The 20837-nt window shown below is 45.9% G+C and carries 11 protein-coding genes, 1 tRNA gene, 2 rRNA genes and 2 pseudogenes (1 of these 16 cut by a window edge); 11 read left to right on the forward strand and 5 right to left on the reverse strand.

The annotated features are described in order from the left end of the window. The 3 genes from FIV45_RS02475 to FIV45_RS02485 form a co-directional block, all read left to right on the forward strand. Nucleotides 1-2558 (forward strand): 23S ribosomal RNA (locus FIV45_RS02475); it begins 192 nt to the left of the window's first position. Nucleotides 2559-2791: 233 nt separating this feature from the next. Continuing rightward, nucleotides 2792-2906 (forward strand): 5S ribosomal RNA (rrf, locus tag FIV45_RS02480). A gap of 81 nt (nucleotides 2907-2987) precedes the next feature. Continuing rightward, nucleotides 2988-3064 (forward strand) — tRNA-Met (locus FIV45_RS02485). Between the two features lie 420 nt (nucleotides 3065-3484). Here the strand turns inward: FIV45_RS02485 and FIV45_RS02490 are convergent. Beyond that, entirely contained in the window at nucleotides 3485-4843 is a 1359-nt protein-coding gene (locus FIV45_RS02490; RefSeq protein ID WP_099471077.1) for an IS1380 family transposase, read from the reverse strand. A 293-nt stretch (nucleotides 4844-5136) separates the two neighbouring features. On the opposite strand from FIV45_RS02490, the gene FIV45_RS02495 reads away from it, so the two are divergent. Further along, nucleotides 5137-5949, forward strand: coding sequence for a hypothetical protein (locus FIV45_RS02495; protein WP_204844756.1), 813 nt, complete (start codon nucleotides 5137-5139; stop codon nucleotides 5947-5949). Between the two features lie 128 nt (nucleotides 5950-6077). Here FIV45_RS02495 and FIV45_RS18665 read toward each other — a convergent pair. Both FIV45_RS18665 and FIV45_RS02505 read right to left on the reverse strand, forming a co-directional pair. Next, nucleotides 6078-6386: pseudogene (locus FIV45_RS18665) on the reverse strand (IS3 family transposase); the annotation flags it as partial. Further along, nucleotides 6385-6549: pseudogene (locus FIV45_RS02505) on the reverse strand (IS110 family transposase); the annotation flags it as partial. The pseudogenes FIV45_RS02505 and FIV45_RS18665, both read right to left, overlap by 2 nt. A 604-nt stretch (nucleotides 6550-7153) precedes the next feature. Here FIV45_RS02505 and FIV45_RS02510 point away from each other — a divergent pair. Both FIV45_RS02510 and FIV45_RS02515 read left to right on the forward strand, forming a co-directional pair. Next, nucleotides 7154-7666 (forward strand): SDR family NAD(P)-dependent oxidoreductase, encoded by a 513-nt coding sequence (locus tag FIV45_RS02510; protein WP_099472825.1) that lies wholly within the window; start codon nucleotides 7154-7156, stop codon nucleotides 7664-7666. A gap of 52 nt (nucleotides 7667-7718) precedes the next feature. After that, the gene (locus FIV45_RS02515; protein ID WP_099472827.1) at nucleotides 7719-9323 is read left to right on the forward strand and encodes a GMC family oxidoreductase; all 1605 of its coding nucleotides are present in this window, start codon (nucleotides 7719-7721) and stop codon (nucleotides 9321-9323) included. Between the two features lie 354 nt (nucleotides 9324-9677). Here FIV45_RS02515 and FIV45_RS02520 read toward each other — a convergent pair whose 3' ends face one another. Continuing rightward, the gene (locus FIV45_RS02520) at nucleotides 9678-10400 is read right to left on the reverse strand and encodes a hypothetical protein (RefSeq protein WP_099472829.1); all 723 of its coding nucleotides are present in this window, start codon (nucleotides 10398-10400) and stop codon (nucleotides 9678-9680) included. Between the two features lie 250 nt (nucleotides 10401-10650). On the opposite strand from FIV45_RS02520, the gene FIV45_RS02525 reads away from it, so the two are divergent. The 4 genes from FIV45_RS02525 to FIV45_RS02540 all read left to right on the forward strand — a co-directional run bounded on the left by FIV45_RS02525 (nucleotide 10651) and on the right by FIV45_RS02540 (nucleotide 18692). Continuing rightward, nucleotides 10651-11262 carry an RNA polymerase sigma factor gene (locus FIV45_RS02525; protein WP_099472832.1) on the forward strand — a complete coding sequence of 204 codons (612 nt, stop codon included), beginning with the start codon at nucleotides 10651-10653 and terminating at the stop codon, nucleotides 11260-11262. Then, complete coding sequence (locus tag FIV45_RS02530) at nucleotides 11259-12287, forward strand: FecR family protein (protein WP_099472834.1); 1029 nt, start codon at nucleotides 11259-11261, stop codon at nucleotides 12285-12287. The genes FIV45_RS02525 and FIV45_RS02530 overlap by 4 nt, the downstream gene beginning before the upstream one ends. A 276-nt stretch (nucleotides 12288-12563) precedes the next feature. Continuing rightward, entirely contained in the window at nucleotides 12564-15137 is a 2574-nt protein-coding gene (locus FIV45_RS02535) for a TonB-dependent receptor (RefSeq protein ID WP_099472837.1), read from the forward strand. A 276-nt stretch (nucleotides 15138-15413) separates the two neighbouring features. Continuing rightward, a complete protein-coding gene (locus FIV45_RS02540; protein WP_099472839.1) occupies nucleotides 15414-18692 on the forward strand; it encodes an amidohydrolase family protein in 3279 nt (1092 codons plus the stop codon). On the opposite strand, the gene FIV45_RS02545 is transcribed toward FIV45_RS02540, so the two are convergent. Then, entirely contained in the window at nucleotides 18685-19599 is a 915-nt protein-coding gene (locus tag FIV45_RS02545) for a LysR family transcriptional regulator (RefSeq protein WP_099472842.1), read from the reverse strand. The two genes, FIV45_RS02540 and FIV45_RS02545, sit on opposite strands and share 8 nt — an antisense overlap. 150 nt (nucleotides 19600-19749) lie before the next feature. On the opposite strand from FIV45_RS02545, the gene FIV45_RS02550 reads away from it, so the two are divergent. Next, entirely contained in the window at nucleotides 19750-20835 is a 1086-nt protein-coding gene (locus FIV45_RS02550) for a serine hydrolase domain-containing protein (RefSeq protein ID WP_165777007.1), read from the forward strand. Nucleotides 20836-20837: the final 2 nt, after the last annotated feature.

Below are 20837 nucleotides of genomic sequence, written 5' to 3' on the forward strand. Positions count from 1 at the left end.
AACATCTAAGTACCTGAAGGAAAGGACATCAACCGAGACTCCGTTAGTAGCGGCGAGCGAACGCGGACCAGGCCAGTGGCTTGATTTGAAAAACGAGAATGCAATGGAAAGTGCAGCCTTAGTGGGTGATAGCCCCGTATCGGTAAATTCATTTCAAGTCCTCGAGTAAGGCGGAACACGTGAAATTCTGTCTGAACATGGGGGGACCACCCTCCAAGCCTAAGTACTCCTATTCGACCGATAGTGAACAAGTACCGTGAGGGAAAGGTGAAAAGCACCCCGATAAGGGGAGTGAAATAGATCCTGAAACCGTATGCTTACAATCAGTTGGAGCTCCTTTATGGGGTGACAGCGTACCTTTTGTATAATGGGCCAACGACTTAGTATGTCATGCAAGATTAAGCCGATAGGTGTAGTCGAAGCGAAAGCGAGTCTTAATAGGGCGATTTAGTATGACGTATTAGACCCGAAACCGAGTGATCTAGTTATGGGCAGGTTGAAGGTGCAGTAACATGCACTGGAGGACCGAACCCACTTATGTTGAAAAATGAGGGGATGACCTGTGACTAGGGGTGAAAGGCCAATCAAACTCGGAGATAGCTGGTTCTCCGCGAAATCTATTTAGGTAGAGCGTCAGACGAATACTGCCGGGGGTAGAGCACTGGATGGATGCGGGGGGCGCGAGCCTTACCAATTCTAACCAAACTCCGAATACCGGTAAGTACTATCTGGCAGACACACTACGGGTGCTAAGGTCCGTAGTGGAGAGGGAAACAGCCCTGACCGACAGCTAAGGTCCCTAAATCATGTCTAAGTGGGAAAGCATGTGAGAAGGCCAAAACAACCAGGAGGTTGGCTTAGAAGCAGCCACCCTTTAAAGAAAGCGTAACAGCTCACTGGTCTAATAGCCATCTTGCGGCGAAGATGTAACGGGGCTCAAGACATGTACCGAAGCTTCGGATTTGATACTTTGTATCAAGTGGTAGCGGAGCGTTCTGTAAGCCTGTGAAGGGATACCTGTGAGGGGTCCTGGAGGTATCAGAAGTGCGAATGTTGGCATGAGTAGCGATAAAGAGTGTGAGAGACACTCTCGCCGAAAGTCCAAGGGTTCCTGCGTAAAGCTAATCTGCGCAGGGTTAGCCGGTCCCTAAGGCGAGGCTGAAAAGCGTAGTCGATGGGAACTCAGTTTAATATTACTGGGCCTGGTGGTAGTGACGGATGATGTAAGTTGTTCCTCCTTATTGGATTGGAGGGGCCGCGAAATCGTTCCAGGAAATAGCTCCACCGTTAAGACCGTACCCCAAACCGACACAGGTGGACAGGTAGAGCATACCAAGGCGCTTGAGAGAACTATGTTGAAGGAACTCGGCAAATTGCATCCGTAACTTCGGGAGAAGGATGCCCCCTATGAAGGCAACTTTTTAGGGGGGGCACAGACCAGGGGGTGGCGACTGTTTACTAAAAACACAGGGCTCTGCGAAGTCGCAAGACGACGTATAGGGTCTGACGCCTGCCCGGTGCCGGAAGGTTAAAAGGAGGTGTGCAAGCACCGAATTGAAGCCCCGGTAAACGGCGGCCGTAACTATAACGGTCCTAAGGTAGCGAAATTCCTTGTCGGGTAAGTTCCGACCTGCACGAATGGCGTAACGACTTCCCCACTGTCTCCAACATAGACTCAGCGAAATTGAATTGCCCGTGAAGATGCGGGCTACCCGCGGTTAGACGGAAAGACCCCGTGCACCTTTACTATAGCTTCAGAATGATAATGGATATGTTATGTGTAGGATAGGTGGGAGGCTTTGAACTCATGTCGCCAGATGTGAGGGAGCCGTTGGTGAAATACCACCCTTAACCTGTCTGTTATCTAACCGCGGCCCGTATATCCGGGTCCGGGACCTTCTGTGGTGGGTAGTTTGACTGGGGCGGTCGCCTCCTAAAGAGTAACGGAGGCGCGCGATGGTAGGCTCAGGTTGGTCGGAAATCAACTGTGAGAGTGCAATGGCATAAGCCTGCCTGACTGCGAGACTGACAAGTCGAGCAGAGACGAAAGTCGGTCATAGTGATCCGGTGGTCCCGCGTGGAAGGGCCATCGCTCAACGGATAAAAGGTACGCCGGGGATAACAGGCTGATAATGCCCAAGAGTCCATATCGACGGCATTGTTTGGCACCTCGATGTCGGCTCATCTCATCCTGGGGCTGGAGCAGGTCCCAAGGGTATGGCTGTTCGCCATTTAAAGAGGTACGTGAGCTGGGTTTAGAACGTCGTGAGACAGTTCGGTCCCTATCTGCCGTGGGCGTAGGAGAATTGAGAGGATCTGTCCCTAGTACGAGAGGACCGGGATGGACATACCTCTGGTGGACCTGTTGTTGCGCCAGCAGCATTGCAGGGTAGCTATGTATGGACGGGATAACCGCTGAAAGCATCTAAGCGGGAAACCCACCTCGAGATAAGTTCTCCCTAAAGAGCCGTGGAAGACCACCACGTTGATAGGCTGGATGTGGAAGCGCGGTAACGCGTGAAGCTGACCAGTACTAATTACTCAATCGACTTGAAATCATTCGTCATGAACAGAGATCAGATGATTTAAAAGAATATTTTAAATGTGACGGGGGATGTTCCCCCGCGCACGTGCGCTCCCCCAACCTCGCATTAGCTCGGGCGGGCGGTCGCCCTTGCCTCAGGCTGTAACAGCCTTCGGTTTGGTGTGTAACTTGAAATATTCTAAACTGATCCTGGGATAACGCTCAGTAAAATCAAAATAAAATTAACAGCCCAATATCCTTAATTGACCTGGTGATCATAACGTTTGTGTCCCACCCGGTCCCATCCCGAACCCGGAAGTGAAACCAGATAGTGCCGATGGTACTTCGTCTCAAGGCGCGGAAGAGTAGGTCGTCGCCAGGTCTATTAAGGATATTGAACAAAAACCCATCCACAATCTCAAAGCCGACCTCATGTAGCGAAGCGGTAGGCAAATATCATTACCGCGGGGTGGAGCAGCCCGGTAGCTCGTCAGGCTCATAACCTGAAGGTCGTTGGTTCAAATCCAACCCCCGCAACCAAATTAAAAGGCAGTAATCATAACAGGTTACTGCCTTTTCTGGTTTCTGACCACAGCCTCTTTCTATATCCAAAAGGTACCATATAGGTACCAAATGAAAAGGTAACAGAACGCTGTAGAAAGTATCTTGCTGGACTACTTTGACCTGCGCCTGATCTGTGTCCTAAAAAATTCGTCCAGATTTAAGCCCAGAAATCTCACGAGGATTTTTTTGAGGGCTATTTTTTCTCTCCGCGTTTATTTTCCAGTGCGTTTTCTGATTTTTGGTTGAGTTGTGTAATTTGTCTGAGGACATAATGTTGATTTTGGTAGTATTTGGGATTTCTCGCTCTTCTTTTCAGGTTTTAGACAAGCGAAAGGCCTCCCCAATATGGAGAGTTTCTGCATTTCGACCTATGTCGACATCATGCCGCCGGGCTTATTATGTGGGGGCGAGGGCGGCATGGACTTTGAAGAATATATTCTGGTAGGGATATGCATCGGGCATTGATATTTTAATTCTGCGCACTGAATATATGACACGTGCCCCGACCTTCAATAGTTTGAGACGTATGGTATTTGGAACAGCTTTGGCTAACTTGGTTCCTTGCAAAGCCTCGCGCCGGATGCCATCAATCAGGACATAGGCAAAACCGGCCATGATCAGGCGAAGCTGATTGGCGCGGTAATCATGGGCACTCATACGGTCCCCGAACAGATCAAGCTGACAATCTTTGATGCGGTTTTCCATATCGCCTCTGGGGCAGTATATATCTTTATAGACTTCTTTTGGCGTTGCCGTCTTCCGGGTAAGCGAGTTGACGAGAAACCGGCATTGTGGTTTCTTGCCTGGTCGATGTTCTGCCTTGACAATAACTCTGCGGGGCCACGCCCAGCTTTCGCTTTTAGTCCTATGATAGAAATCCCCGTAAGCTCGCGTGGGTTCATTCGTGTCGATCATCCCTTTGGCAGCCTTGCCCCTAACTTTCTGTGCTTTTTTGAGTAAGTTATTATTACGCGCCAGACCAAACACATAATTGATACTGTTATTCTCACACCATTTTATAAGGTTTTCCCGAACGAATCCACTGTCCCTGCGCACGAGAATTTTTACCTTGGGCCAGCGGGTCTTGATCATTCTGATAATGCGACGGATGACATTACGTGATCCACGGGCACCATCGATATTACTGGGACGCAGCTGGGCCAGCAGAAGGTAATGTCCGCAAAAGATATAAAGGGGCAGGAAACAACGCTCCTCATAGTACCCGTGAAAGAAACTGTTTTCCTGATGACCATGGGCTTTAATATCTGTGGCGTCAATATCCAGTGTGATTTCTTTATGGACTGTTTCATGACTATCCAGAAAGATGTCGGTGAACAGGTTGGATAGTTTTTTCAGGTTGGGCACCATCTGGTGATAGCGGGGATTACCGGCTTCCCGGGAATGTTCCAACCGGTTGAGAGTGGATTTTCCCGCCAGTGGTGCCGGGGTTTTATCCTTTAACGTTAAGCAAGAAGAGGCCAGTAGCTTAATAGCCGGATCATTCCTCAATGTGTCATGATCATTAATATCTTCATAGCCCAGCGCCATGCCGCAAACTCTCTGGGAAAGCAGGGTGGGCAGCTGATGCTTTATACGCAAAGGGTCCCGATGGTCTGTAAAACAGGCCGCCATACGGTCAAAAAGATTAATCTGTTCTGCCCGTTCCCGTAACAGAAGAACACCAGCATTAGAGGTGATTTCTCCACCGTCAAAAGCCGCCAATAATGTTCGGGATCCAAAATCTGTAAAACGCATAAAATACTCACTCAACACATTGATAATATGAGGTTATTTATATATATTTGTTGATGTTGTTTCCAGAGAAAAATCATTAAAAACCCTTGGTTTTATCCTGCTTTTTTGTTATGTTCCATGGATGTTAATCGTCTTTATTTATAATGTTTGGACCTCTCATGCCTGTCAGTAAAAATCGCAGAAAAAATAAAACCAAGAATACGAAAAAACCTGCCATTAAAGTGCTTCAAAAAAAGAAGCTTGCTGCAGATGTTTCTCAAGATATTCCTGACCGTAAATTCATGGAAAAGATGATGGCGCAGATCACAAATGCAGCTTTTGCCCCTGACCCTTTTGCCGGAGATGGTTTGTTGGAGGCGCCTGATCATCAGGACCCTTTAAGACAGGCACAGGATATGATGTATGATGCCTGGGAAGCAGACACAAAAAGGGAAAGAATTGCACTGGCTAGGCAGGCCTTGAAAATCTCTGATCTCTGCGCGGATGCTTATCTCTTACTGGCAGAAGAAGAGGCAAAAGACATCATTCAGGCCAGAAAATATTATGAACAAGCTGTGGATGCGGGCAGACAAGCTCTTGGCGACGCGTTATTCGAAGATGCTGAAGGTGATTTTTGGCTTGTTTTGGAAACCCGTCCCTTTATGCGTGCCAAGGCGGCATTGGCACAAACCCTATGGGACTTGGGTGAGCGGCAAGAGGCGGCGGAGCATGTGAAACATATGCTGCAGCTTAATCCGGGTGATAATCAGGGCATGCGTACTATTTTGAAGAGCTGGCTATTTACCTTAAATGATTTTGCGGGTGTTGAAGAACTTCTGGTGGAATATGAAGAAGACAGCCTTGCCGAATGGTGCTATAGCAAGGCGTTCCTCATGTTCAGACAATCTGGGGCCAAGTCCTCCGGGGCAATCCGGGTGTTGAAACATGCTGTGGAGACTAACCATTTTGTCCCTGATCTATTGTTGGGCACAAAACGAATGCCAAAAAGCTTGCCGCCCCATTACAGTATCGGTTCAAAAGAGGAAGCGATTATATATGTGGATCAAAACCGGGAAAACTGGTCCGCGACCAAAGGTGCCCTGCAATGGCTCGCAGAGAATAGATAAAACAAAAAACACACTGTTTTTTTTGAACGCCTTGAAATTCCAGATACTATATTGATTATAAAGATAAAATCAGAATAAGGTAAAACCCGGTGAGATATGCGGGTGTCAACGATTTTCCGGACAGTTTGTTAAGCGGCTTTTGTGATATTTTCATATTGTTTTGGTGATAGATAATTATTTGCAGAATGCATTCTCTCCTGATTGTAAAATACTTCAATATATTCGAATATTTCTTTTTTAGCCTCCTCCTGATTTTCAAATTTATGATGATGGACCAATTCTGTTTTCAAGGTATGAAAGAAACTCTCCGCCACAGCATTATCCCAACAGTTACCCTTCCTGCTCATGCTTTGAATGATATAATGATCCTTGCATATGGCGCGATGACTGTCTGAGGCATATTGGCTACCACGATCTGTGTGCCAAATGAGACCGGCTCACAGGCTTCCATAGCAACTAGGCAGGACGGAATATTGGCGAAAAAGCGGGCAAACTATCCCGTCGCAATGTTTTGCGGATGACAACCTTACCTCGGTCATCAACACCATGTATCTCAAATACAGTCTTTGCTAAATCAATACCTATACGTACCACTTTCATGTCATGTCTCCTTCAAATATGGTTTTCCCCACACTGGATTATACCATCAAAACTCAAGGGGGGTGTCCATATATGTCAAAGCCAGCCTGACTTTTAAACAAAATTTCTGTATTGCCAAAGCCAACCTGAAATCAAATCCGATTTGCCAAAAATAAAGATCACTCTGCCGAGCGGTCATTATAAGTTAATTTTATACAAAAAATATGCTGCAGCATTTAATATGGTGTCGCACTTAGTACAAAAACCTGCCCAAACAGTGGAATGGTTCTTGTATATTGAATATAATTTAAACTTGAAACACAATCAGGGAGAAAAATTCCTGAGAGCTCTATTCTGAAAAAATCAGGAAATAGGAAATAGGAAATAGGAAATAAAGGTATGGGCTAACAACAAGTGTGATTGCAACATCCACATGCTTTGCCGCCGTTATGGTGAGTGCGTCGCTAGAATAATTGTCAAATAAAAAGGTTATTAAGGAATTGACATAATGGAGACTGTAGCACTGGTCCGTATTGTTATTTTGATAGCCAAGGTTCATTAGGTTGTGGCGTAGAATTTTTCCTGCCGGACATTATGAACGAATTTTTGAATAGAGGTATATCCTATGAAAAGAGTTGCAGATAAAGTAGCATTGATAACTGGCGGTGCGTCTGGCTTAGGCGCAGGTATTGCTAAACGTTTCGTTGCTGAAGGTGCTCGGGTGGTCATTACTGACCTTCAGGAAGACAAAGGCCAAGCGCTGGCCTATGAACTAGGATGTCAGTTTCTCCAACAAGATGTAGTGGACGAACAGCAATGGTCGACTATAGTCAAGCAGATTGAAATAGAGCACGGGGCCTTGCGCATTTTGGTTAATAACGCCGGTGTGGAAGGGCCGTTTGAAGGCGCTGACCCTGAAAATACGACACTCTCAGATTGGCGTAAAATTCAACAGGTAAATGTGGAGGGTGTTTCTCCACAAGAATATCGTGACCGGTTTGAGGCACGTTTGCCTCAGGGGGAATATCAAACCAAGAACGACGTAGCAAGTCCAGTGCTGTTTTTAGTCTCCGATGAAGCCCGCCACATAACGGGTACTAAACTGGTGGTTGATGGAGGTGGAACACTTGGGAGTTAGAAAATCTAAGGGGTAAAAAAATATCGATAGCTAGAAATTATGTGAGGTAAATATGCATTGGGATTATATTGTTATAGGCGCTGGCAGCGCCGGTTGTGTTTTGGCTAATCGTTTGTCTGCTAGCGGCCAAAAACGTGTATTGCTGTTAGAGGCAGGAGGGAAAGATTTTTCTCCAACACTCAAAATTCCGGGAGGTCTAATAGATCTCCAAAAATATGACTGGGGTTACAAATCGGCGCCGGATCCTAGTCGCCAAGGCAAAACCGATTCTTGGTACCGAGGCAAGGTGTTAGGGGGCAGCAGCAGTATCAATGGCATGATGTATGTACGAGGCAGTGCTGAGGATTATGATCGCTGGGCAGCCTTAGGAAATGAAGGTTGGTCGGCACAAGATGTGCTCCCTATCTTTCAGGACTTGGAACAGTGCGACAAATTACAGATGCTGAACCAAGAGAACGGTCGCGGCTATTTTGGGCCCTTACTCCTTAGAACTGTAAAGCGTGCACACCTCAGTACTCGGGCTTTTATTGATGCAGCAGAGCAATTAGGTTACTCTTTTAACTCCGACTACAATAGCGGCAATCAGGAGGGTATCAGTTATGCCGAGCTCAATCAAGGCCACTATTTCCGTTGCAGCGCCGCCACAGCATTCCTAAAACCGGCTTTAAAGCGCACCAACTTCAGCCTGACGACCCTCGCCCAGGTTCAGCGCTTATTAATTACAAACCGTCGTGTAAGTGGTGTGAGTTATGAACGCGGGGGACAAATTCACGAGGCCCTGGCTGATCAAGTGATCCTCTGTGCTGGGGCCATTAACACGCCACATCTGATGATGCTCTCTGGCATTGGCGACGCGGATATACTGTCAGCTCATGATATAGACTTGGTACTCGACCGACCATCTGTCGGGCAAAACCTAGCAGAGCATCCTATGATAAGTTTGGTCTACCGTTTAAAAGTCCCAACCAATAATTTCACAGGCAATCTGTTGCAGCAGAGTTTCTCGGCTATGCGCAAGTTAGGGGGCTATTTTTTTAAACAGGAGGGGTTGTTTGCTACATTGTTTGAGGCCACGGGGTTTCTGAAAACACGACCGGAGCTTAGTGCGCCAGATATTCAGCTACACTTTATGCCTGTGGGATTGGGACACAAAGGCACGGAGGATCCGCTGCTGCTGCCATTTCCTTCTGTAACGGTTCTGCTCAACAAAAGCCATCCCAAAAGCCGCGGCCGGGTCTGCCTAGTGAACAGCGACCCACATTTGCCTCCGGCGATCGAATGCCGCCTGTTGGAGCATCCGGATGATTTGCAAACTTTGGTGGACGGCGCCCATCTTGTACGGCGCCTTATGACCACGCCACCTATGGCTGATCTGGTGGTAGCAGAAGTACGCCCCGGAGATGAATTTTCAAGTCAGGAGGCCCTTAGGGATTACATCCAGCGGGAAACAGAATTGGCCTTTCATCCGGTGGGCACCTGTCGCATGGGGATTGACGATCAAGCGGTGGTTCGCCCAGATCTAAAAGTACGTGGCCTCGACAACCTGTGGATCGCCGATGCATCCATCCTGCCTGACTTGATCAGCGGTAATACCAATGGTGTGTGCATGATGATCGGTGAAAAACTAGGACGACAGCTGATTGCCACAGAAAATTGATGTGGCTACCCTATTCCGGACAAGTAGGCTAAAAGAACCGCAGGTCAGCGCGGAGTAGCAAAATCTTACCCCTAAGGAACAGAAATACATGTCCAAACGAAAAGTCACTCAATATACAATTTTCTTGAAGCTTCTCGTGTCAAATAATCACAAATAATCGGTGCAGGAAGCCCCTTGTATGTGGTCATTCCATCACTTACCACATGGCTCACATCAATGAGAGTAAATCCATCTTGTTCAAATTTAAGCATTATATTAAATTTTCTTTTCAAAAGTATTATAGCCAAGTGTTTTCTCTGCCTTTTATAAAGCAATCCATACGTGATAATACCATATTGTACTTTCACATCGTCGTTAACACTCGAATTTCAGATCGTAGCGTTGCATAAGTTGATCAAACTCATTAAATTTCTTTTGCAGACAGTAGGTTTTGGCCAGGTTCATAATGATCTTGATATTGTCATCCAATTGCGTGCTGACCAAACGTTTATTGAGCTCAAGTAGTTCAAGCAAGACCTTCTCCCGCTCTAGAAGTTGAGCTGTGAGGCCGTAAAGGCCGTGAAGCTGTTCCAGATAATGCAGTTTTCTGAACTTATCTTCTTTGCTACCAGTGAGAATGGATATATTTTCCTGTATGAGGGGAATAGCGGCCTGAAATTCTTTCTGGGAGACGAGAAGCTTATAATAGAGCAGGCGGCTAGTATTCGCCGTATTATGGGTCGGTTTGAATTTTTCTTTGGACAGAAGGTAGGCTTTTTTAACCCGTTCAGAGATTTGGCTAAGGCGTCCGGCATGGTCATAATATCTGTTCAGAGTTTTAAGGCGGGTGATGGTATAGGTGGCCTCCGAGCCATATAAAAGCTCACTGCCCTCTAGCATTTTTTCGCCGTATTTTATGGCTCGGCCCCATTGTTTGCGCTTGGCCGCGTTGTCTGCCTTTATAGCAACTTTGCCAATTTTTTCTTCTGTCCATTTGGTTTGGCCGGCAGAAGCCTGATCCACTACCAGTAAAAAACCCAGTAAAAATACAAGTAAAAATACAAGCAGGAAAGGAAGATAGCATAATTTTCGTTTCACGAGTTCCATCCCTTAACATTACACATTTTATAATTATAGCGAGTTACAAGAATTCTTGTAACTTTATTATGAGTAATTATTTTTCGATAAGGCTTTGTCATCTATCTATCTTGTAAAAATCGCTTTATTAGGCTATTCTTAGAAGTTGAACTTTACCAGAAAATAAATTAAGGGATATTTTATTAGATAGTAATAGCAGCCCAAGAAATGAAGTTGGGGGGGCTAATATTCCTTTAAGGTTTGTATCAGTATGTTAAATAAAATAGAAGAAAAAATTACGGGTATAAAATCCAAGAACGTTATTAAGTTTTCTGACAAATCTGGTTTTGTTGAAAAACTATATCGTAAGCATAGTGGAGAATTAACAAGCTGGTTGCGGCAACGTTATGGAGATGGACCGCCAGAGCCGAGTGATATAACGCAAATCGCTTTTGCAAAGTTGGCGGCCCTTCAAGACCATGCCCATATTCAGAATCCAAAAGCTTTCTTATTTGCGACAGCCATTAACATTGCGACGTCTTCTATCGGGCGTATTATACGGGCACGTCAATTTTTCCAGTCTGAATTAGATAATATGGAATATCAAGTGGAACAAATAACACCTGAACGTGTCTTAGAAGATAAGAGGCGCTTGGAAATAATAAATGCTGCCATCGCTGCTTTGCCTGAAAAACAACGTGAAATTCTTATTCGTAGCCGGATTGAAGGAAAAACATATATTGAGATCCGTAAAGAAACAGGGTGGAGTAAGGCGGCAATATCCAGACATTTAAATGCTGGTCTGGCGGCCTTACAAAAAGCTTTAGATACTGTAGAGAATGCCGAAAATACTGATAATACATCAGGAGACGACCTGACATGACAATAAAATCAGAATACCGTAAAGCTGTTCCGGAAGATATTCGAGAAGAGGCTCGATCCTGGCTTACTTTGTTTCATTGTGAAGAAACGAATGAAGGCGATCAAAGGCTTTTCTCAGAATGGCTGAATAGCTCAGAAATGCATGCGATAGCCTTTGCTGAAGCGGAAAGATTATGGAATGAACTTCCTTTCGCCAGTGAAGTGTTGAAAGATCCAACGGGTAATGTCGTTTCCTTGAAAAGATCAAACGCAAATGCTGTTTCCAGTTTCTTCAATCGAAGAGGCGCGATGGCTGCGATTGCAGCAAGTATCTTAGTTGTGATCGGTATTACGTTAATTTCTCAAAGAAGTGCCGTGAGTACTAAAGTTTATCAGACGGCTATCGCTGAGATAAAAGACGTGATGTTGGCTGATGGCACCAAGGTGACTTTAAATGCGGATTCCCGTCTTGAAGTGAGTATCTTTGATAAAAGCCGTGAAGTTAAGTTGCGGGGAGGTGCTTTTTTTGATGTTGCCCGTGATGAAGGTCGTTTATTTCGTGTTGCGGTAGCAGGGACCGAAGTTCGGGTTCTAGGAACGGCTTTTGAAGTTTGGGAAGGGCCTCGTACGGTGCGTGTATCTGTAACGCGTGGTAAAGTACAAGTCACTGAAGAACCAAATGAAATGGCTTCGATTAGAGAAGGCGAAGTCAACCCTTCTTCGGTCATGTTAACCGCAGGTAATCAGGTCGTTACCAGTTTGAATGGGCAGGCCGGAAAAATTCAATCTTTTGACTCTGAATCCACCTTGGCCTGGCGGAAAGGTCATCTGATATATATCGATGCGCCCTTGGAGGATATTGTGGCAGACGTGAACAGATATCGCAAAAAGAAGATATATATTACCGATGCGGCACTCGCGGCAATGCGTATTACAACAGCCTTTAAGGTTGATCAAACGGATAAAATGTTGGCGGGTGTTATGGCAAGCCACGCTCTGATGATAGAAGAAAAAAAGTCAGGTATTTATATTCAGCCTAAGAATTAATGGATTTTTTTTGTAAAATATTATAATAAATAATACCCCTTATTTTACAATATCTTAGATCTAATATTTTATAATAAAAAATCAATTTTCTGAAAAAAAATAAAAAATTATTAAAAGAAGGTGGAACTTTTTGATCCCTTATTGGTCTTTAGTTCGCCAATCTTATGGAGAAGCTCCCTGGTATTAAATCTGGACTCGATTGAGTACTTATTTTCGGTATGGAGTGCTCCCGAGTTGGTGTTCAGGAAGATAACAAATTACCATAGGGAGAATAATATGTTTAAGACGACGTTACAAAAGAAAAAATCCTTTCAAGGGTTTCTGGTGCGTACGGTTTCTATTGCCGCTTTGACGTGTCTATTGCCTGTAATGGCTCAGGCGCAAGATTTATCACTTCACATTAAAAAACAATCGTTGGCTAATGCGGTTACGGAGCTATCGAAGCAAGCCGATATTGTCATTGTTGCCCCATCCGAGATTCTATCCGGTAAGAAAGCTCTGGCTTTGAAGGGGTATATGTCTGTTGAGGAAGCGCTAGATCAGCTTCTCAAGGGAACTAGCCTCATGTACACCCAAGAAGATGAAGGCACTTTTGTTGTCTCAAGGCCGTTAATGCAAAAAATTTCATACAATAGCTCTAGTGACTTTGAGGCGGAGTTGGGTGTTTATGAAGATGATGAACGGGCTGACGAGGTTGAAAGTGTTGGGTTTGAGGAGATTGTTGTAACAGCGACTAAGCGGGCACAAAACCTTCAGGATGTCCCCATTTCCATCTCGGCCTTTACGGCGGCAGATTTTAAGGACGCCGGGGCAAATTCTTTTAAGGATTTGGCTAATTCCATACCAAATGTGATATTGCCGGATTCTTTTTCCCCTGTGGAATCTGATATTTCCATTCGTGGAATCTATAGCGATGTGGTTGCCAGTGAAATTGGCTTTGATGTGGGGTACGGCGTTTACCTTGATGGTGTTTTTCTGGGAAAGCAATTTGGTGCCAACGCCGACCTTGGCGATATTGAGCGTCTGGAAGTTTTGCGCGGGCCTCAAGGGACCTTGTTTGGTAAAAATACCATTTCCGGCGCTATTAACATTATCTCGAAAAAGCCCGGCAATGATCTGGAAGGAAGTGTAGAGGTCGATGCAGGTAATTTTGATCTGTTTCGTGTACGTGGCAGCATCAACATCCCGATTATTGAAGATGTGTTGGCTGTACGGATGTCAGTCAGTAAAGTACGCCGTGATGGTTATGTGAAAAACATCACATTAAACGATGATAACGTCGGAAGTGTTGATCAGGTTAGCGGCAGAATCCACTTTGCCTATACCCCATCGGATAGTACTAGAGCTTATCTGAGCCTTGACGGACTAGATTCGCATGGAACAAATTACAGCCTTGAAAATATAGAAGAAAATAATAATAGGCCCTTTGTCACAACCGTTAATGCAGAAAGCAGTTATGGCTTAAAGAATTTCGGGGCGTCATTGATCGTGGAGCATGACTTTCACAATGGGTATATGGTCAGTTCGACCACCGGGCTGCGTAAGGATAAATCATCGCTGCGTAATGATGAAGATCTCTCGCTGATTGATGGATTTTCTAGTGATAATAAATGGCAACAACGGACTTTTTCTCAAGAGCTACGGCTGATTTCTCCAGTGGGTAGTTGGTATGATTTTGTGGCCGGTCTGCATTATTTTAATCAGAATAATGACCGTGATCTCATAACTACGCTTGGACAGGACTGGGTTGGTCCGGCGCTGGTGGGAAAAGTGTTCACTAAAAATTCTGTGGATGTGCGAAGCTGGGCTGCTTACATACATGCTAATGTTCATTTGAATGACGAACTCACCCTATTTGGAGGGGCGCGTTATACAAAAGAGAAGAAAAAAATTCCGACCTTTAATCAATTCACATCCCCAGCATTTATTATAGGTGTTTTTGGCAGGCCCTCTGGTGAGCTGGCCCCTTTCCCTGAAATTAATGATGATGCGGTTACTGGGACGGCTGGGATCCGTTACGAATTTTCGGATGATTTAATGATCTATACCAGCGTTAGCAGTGGCTTTAAATCCGGCGGTTATACGAGTGGTTTTACTCTAACTCCAGATAACATTACCAATGACCTTATAGTTAAGCCCGAATTGGTGACCAGTTACGAAGTGGGCCTTAAATCCAGTTGGTTGGACCGTCGTTTGACGATGAATTTAGCCATGTTCTATATGGACTATAGAGATCTGCAAGTACGAACATTTGACCCTACGGGTGGTTTCAACGGTTCTGGGGCAGTATTGTTACGAAATGCTGCTTCTGTGACGTCAAAAGGGGTTGAGCTTGAGCTGATTGCTCGCCCCACCGATCAATTGACATTTAATGCCAGTGTTGGTTATCTGGATTCGACCTTTGATAATTATACAGGGGTGCCGGTGTCGGTATTCGGCGGTGCGGCGGATGCTAATGATGGGGCTATCGACGGTTTCACTGACGCCAGCGGTAATCAAGTCCCCTTGGCGCCGAAATGGACAGCGAATATGGCCGCACAGCATGAAATGCCCCTTGGTGATGACGGGACTTGGATCACTCGACTTGACTATAATTATACTGCCAGCCGTTTTGATTCAGGAGGTGTCACCAATGAGCCAGAAGCCTTTATCCCGTCCTTTGGTTTGTTAAATGCCCGGATGGGGTATCGTTCCAATGATGATCGTTGGGGTGTATATCTCTGGGCTAAAAATTTGACAGATGAGAGAAAAATTCAAAGTTCCGGTTTCTCCAGCTTCATTATCGCCAAACAACTGGTGAAATATATTGAACCCAGAACTTATGGAGTTTCATTAAAATACAATTTTTAATGTCAAATACTTATTTTAGAATTACGTACATTTAATTTTTTTCAGCCATCTGATCTTCTGCCCTGTTTCTATAGAGTTGGGCAGGAGATTTTATTTACCGGTGTATTTTAACTTTTTTATTAAAATTATTTATTAAATAATTTTTCTAATAAATTAGCAATGATTACACGGAATACTTATAATCGTTAGGTATCTTAAGGGCAGGCTACATAATATCGTTTCATATGCCGCATAAATATCCATTATAAAAGAACGGCTCTGGTTTGAAGGAATCCTATGTCATATCACAACTTCAGTAAAAAGCTTTTATTCTCTCTTATAACAACGGCTCTGACGGGGGTGATCAGTCTGCAGGCGCGATCAGTAGCTTCTTCAAATCCGCCTTCTGATACGTCATTACCGCTCAAGGCGGAACGTAAAGTGTCTTTTGAGACGGATGAAGGGACCTGGATGTCATTGGATGTTTCGCCCGATAGCAAGACGATTGTTTTTGATCTGTTAGGTGATCTTTATCAGCTTCCTCTCACCGGCGGTGCCGCAGTACCGATTTCCAAAGGCATGGCGTTTGAATCCCAGCCCGTCTTTTCCCCGGATGGCCGCAAAATTGCTTTTATAAGTGACAGAAGTGGTGCTGAAAATCTGTGGATTGCAGATGCGGATGGTAGTAATGCCAGACAGTTAAGCCATGACCGACACATGGAACGTTTTACCTCGCCCGCATGGTCGGCGCAGGGGGACTATGTTTATGTCACCCGCAGCAGTACCGAAATTTTTGGGCCGGGCAGCATTTGGATGTACCATAAAAACGGTGGTACCGGGATCGAGTTGATGAAGAAGGGGCAGCATATTGGCAAAACCAGGCACATGTTCTCATGGTTATTAGGAGCTTCTCCAAGTAAAGACGGTACAGCCCTTTATTACAGTGCGACTAATCCGATCAGAAGCATTGATGCACACGAACGATTTGTCACTAAAATCCAACGATTTGATTTGCAAACCGGATTACATGAAAAAATACTCGATCTGCAGGGCGGGGCGGTCCGTCCCGTGATTTCACCGGATGGTCGTTATCTTGCTTATGCCACTCATTTTGAGACTGGAACTGAACTGCGCATACGGGATTTGGAAAGCGGTGCAGACAAACGTCTGGCCTATCCTATTGAACCGGATGTGATGCAGATTGGGTTCCCACGACGCGACAATATTCCAGGGTATGCCTTTGCCCCGGATGGCCAGTATATCATCATTGCGTACGAGGGTAAAATTCACCGTATAAATGTCAAAACATCCGTGGCCACAGTGATCCCCTTTACGGCGCAGGTTGATCTTGATATTGGCCCGGACTTAAAATTATCACAGAAAGAACTGAACGGCCCTGTCCGTGCGCGGATTATTGAAGAGCCTGTCCTCTCGCCGGATGGTCGGGCCTTGACCTTTTCTGCGCTTGGTAAACTTTATGTCATGTCTGTTGAAAAAGGTATGCCCAAACGTTTAACCACTACAGCCTTCACTCAAAAGGGCATCACCGAAAACCAGCCCGCCTGGTCGCCGGATGGTCGGTGGATTACTTATGTCAGTTGGTCGGTTACACAGGGGGGGCATATTTGGAAATTACGCGCCGATGGTAGTGGGACGCCCATACAGTTGACAAAAGTGAGCGGTTTTTACCGCAAACCAGCTTTTACTCCAGATGGCGAATCGATTGTTGCGTTGCGATCGAGCATTGCAGACCGTTATAAATTTCACACCCCGCACGGCGAATTGGATGAACGTCAATATCGTGAAGACCTTGTACGCCTTAAATCCAGCGGGAGTGCAGTCAAACTGGTTGCCCATTTGCGTCGTTTAACCGGTGAAACCAACCCATTGTTTCCGGATACCGGTCGCCCGCATTTTTTCAAGGGGTCTGACGATGTTTATGTCTATAACCAAACAGGCCTGATGGCGGTCTCCCTTGACGGTGATCCGATTAAATCGGTGATTCAGGTCAAAGCCCCAACACGCATATACCCCCATACCGCTTCGGCTGTGGAAAAACTTCGCTTAAGTCCGGATGGCAAATGGGCGTTGGTGATTCAGTACGGGCATCTTTATGTTGTTGCAGTTCCTAAAGTTGGGGATCAGGATTTTACCATTAATTTATTTGACTCCTCCGTTGCTCAAAAACGATTGACGGATATTGGGGCCGATTTTTTTGGTTGGGCAGAAGGTGGCCACGTGATCACATGGTCAGTGGGGTCAACATTTTATCAACTTCCTTTTAGTGAAGCGCTGTTTTCAGAAAATGAGGCGCAAAAGACAGCCCTGCGCGAAGAACAACTACCGGGTACCGATATTATCGTAGAAGTCCCCCGTGACACGCCGTCCGGCCTGACGCTTTTACGTGGAGCCACAGCAATCACCATGCGCGGTACAGAGGTCATTGAAAATGCTGATATTCTAATAAAGGATAATCGCATTGCCGCCATAGGTAAATCCGGCGACTTGACCATTCTCAGAGGAACAAAAATCCGTGATGTCACTGGTAAAACCATCACCCCCGGCTTTATTGACACCCACGCCCACTGGGGTCGGGGCATGAGCCGGGGAGTCATCAGTTACGATGACCGCCGTTTTGCGGTAGAGTTGGCCTATGGTGTCACCGCGGGGCTTGACGTTCAAACCTATACACATGATACCTTTATCTATCAGGATTTGATTGATGCCGGGTTGCTGAAAGGTGTGAGGGCCTATAATGTAGGCAGAGGGGTTTTCGGAACCCATAACTTTACCTCTAAACAACATGCTCGTGGTGTTTTAAAGCGTTACAAGGACCATTACCGGACCAACAACATCAAAGCCTATACCAGCGGAAACCGGTTGCAGCGGCAATATGTAGTGCAAGCGGCAAAGGAACTGGGTTTAATGCCAACCACAGAAGGCATGGGCGAGACCAAACTCCACCTGACCCACATCATTGATGGGTTTGCAGGGATCGAACATGCGCTAACGACAAGAAAGATTTATAAAGACATAGCGACCCTTTTGAGCCAGACACAAACTGGCTATACGCCGACATTATTACCCAGTACAGACGCCTATGGATATTTCCTCACACGCCAAAACCCGTTAGACAATCCTAAACTGCAAAATTTTCTGCCTAAAGCCTACCTTGACGAGCGTTCGCGCCGCAGCACAGACTGGCGTCACGACCGCGAACTAATGTTCCCACAAGTCGCCGCCTCCGTTGCTAGAATTTTCAAAAGCGGCGGCAAGATTGGTATCGGCAGCCACGGCCAATTTGATGGGATCGCCTATCATTGGGAATTACAAGCCCTCGCCACAGGCGGCTTGACCCCGCACGAAATTTTGCAAATCGCCACACGACAGTCTGCGGAAGTCATTGGCCGCTTGCCGGATATGGGCACGTTGGAGCCGGGTAAATATGCCGACCTGATTATTTTTGACAAAAACCCGCTGGATGGTATTCGCCATACCGAAAGCATTGAATATGTGATGAAAAACGGCCGTCTGTATCGCGGGGATGATTTATCAGAGGTAGAGCTGTCTAAATAATCGCCGATTCAAATACATTGGCTTTATTTTCCTCGAGCAATTCGAGGAAGCTTTGCAGGGCGGGGTTGCTATTGTCTTTTCGCCAATATAGGCCCCTTTCCATATAAGCGTCCGGTTCATCTAGTTTGATGATCGCCAAACCTTCGGTACTCTTAGGTAAGGCTTCACGGGTGCTTATGACCACACCATATCCCATGCGCACCATTTCAAGCAGAACATAGGGGGAGGCGGCGTCCATTGAGGATGAAAAGGCAATATCGGCATTGGCTAGAATTTCACTTAATTTGATTTCAAAAGGGGACCGCCGCATAAATGGGGTTTCCAGAAAATGTGCGTCGGCGGCGTCTTGCAATTTGATTTTCCCTCGTTTGGCCAGGTCGTGATTTTCCGGGACGACTAATACAAAGGGGGTGGGGATAATGGCCCTCATATTGCAATTTATGACATTCATATTGAGCGGCTTTGTCGCAAAAATAAAGTCGAGTTCACGGTTATTCAGCCGTTCAATCAAGTGAAAAGGCAGCCCCCGTGAAAATTGCAGCATGCAATGGGGGTGTTGTTCATTATACTGATGCAGGATGTCCGGTAAAAAGCTGGAGGTATAATCATCCGTGTGTGCGATCGACAGGGAGCCGCCAGCCCCTTGCCCGGCTTGATAGATGTTTTCGACGACGCGGTCTGCTTCGAACAACATATGTCTGGCGGCTTTATAGAGGATTTTACCCGCCGTCGTGAGTGTGACTTTCCTGCGTTTGGCGCGTTCCAGCAAGGTTGCTCCGACTTTTTCTTCTAACTGTTTGATGGCCAGACTAAGGGCTGGTTGAGTTAAACGCAGCCGGTCCGCAGCCTTGCCAAAATGTAATTCTTCTGCTGTTACAACAAAATATTTGAGCTGTCGAAGTTGCATCACTATTTCCTTTTATTTTCATTAAAATAATTTATTAAAATATAATTTAAATAAATTTGATTGTCAAAGAAATAGGCTGTATTTTGAGCTCAAGAGAATAGGTGACCGGTGCCTTATAACAACGAGATAAGAGTATATTTAATGGGATCAATGGCCAGATTTGATACATGCGAGGAACGTCTTCAGGCGGTGCTGGAACTTCATTATCAGCAAAGTCACATGATTTATACCTTTCAGATTCATGTTGAAGCCCCTGATTCAGGTATTTTCTGGCAGGGCGCTGTGGGACATGTGGACCGTAACACGACGAGTGATGTAGTGACGGTGCATCATCCCCTGCGAATTGCTAGCAATACAAAAACTTTTGTCGCGACAGCTATTTTACGCCTGTGGGAAGAAGGGCATCTTGATCTAGATATTTCGGTTGAGCCATATTTATCCGCGCAACATTGCGACATGCTTAGGGCAGGTGGATATGAGCTTGACCAAATCACCACTCGGCAATTACTGGCACATACCAGCAGTCTTTTTGATTATGCAGATAGTCCGGATTTTGCCGAGGCGATAGCCGCAAATTCACAAAAACACTGGACGCGTACGGAACAAATTCAGATCGCCATGACAGCGGGAGCGTCTTACGGTGCTCCTGGTGAGGTGTTTCGCTATAGTGATACGGGCTATATTCTGCTGGGGGAAATGATTGAACGGATTTACGGAAAGTCCCTAGGCGTCGCTCTGCGACAGCTTTTGAAGTATGACGAGTTGAATTTGAAGGCGACCTTTCTGGAAATACTTGAGCCGGAACCATCGGATGTGCTGGACCGTATCCACCAATATGAGGGGGAGGTGGATGTATATGATTGGCATGGCTCATTCGATATTTATGGTGGTGGTGGTCTGATTTCCACCGTGGGGGATATGGCACGTTTTATGCGCGGATTGTTCGAAGGGCGGGTTTTTAATTACGCCAACACGCTGACAGAAATGTTAACCCCTGTCCCTGCCAAACGGGGTGGACCGAATTATGGCATCTGGCAACAAGTTCCGGGAACGTATTGCCTGGGTATTGATGGGGGGGGGCAGGGTGAAGTGTATAGCCACCACGGGCATTTTGGTACTTCTATGGCCTATGTGCCTGTTCTAGAAATGGCGGTAGCACTAAGCATCGGCGGGTCTCGCACGGGTGACGTTGACCTGCGGGAAGTGATACTGGCTGATATTCTGACATTATTTTAAGG

Source organism: Paremcibacter congregatus (assembly GCF_006385135.1).
GTDB classification, from domain to species: domain Bacteria; phylum Pseudomonadota; class Alphaproteobacteria; order Sphingomonadales; family Emcibacteraceae; genus Paremcibacter; species Paremcibacter congregatus.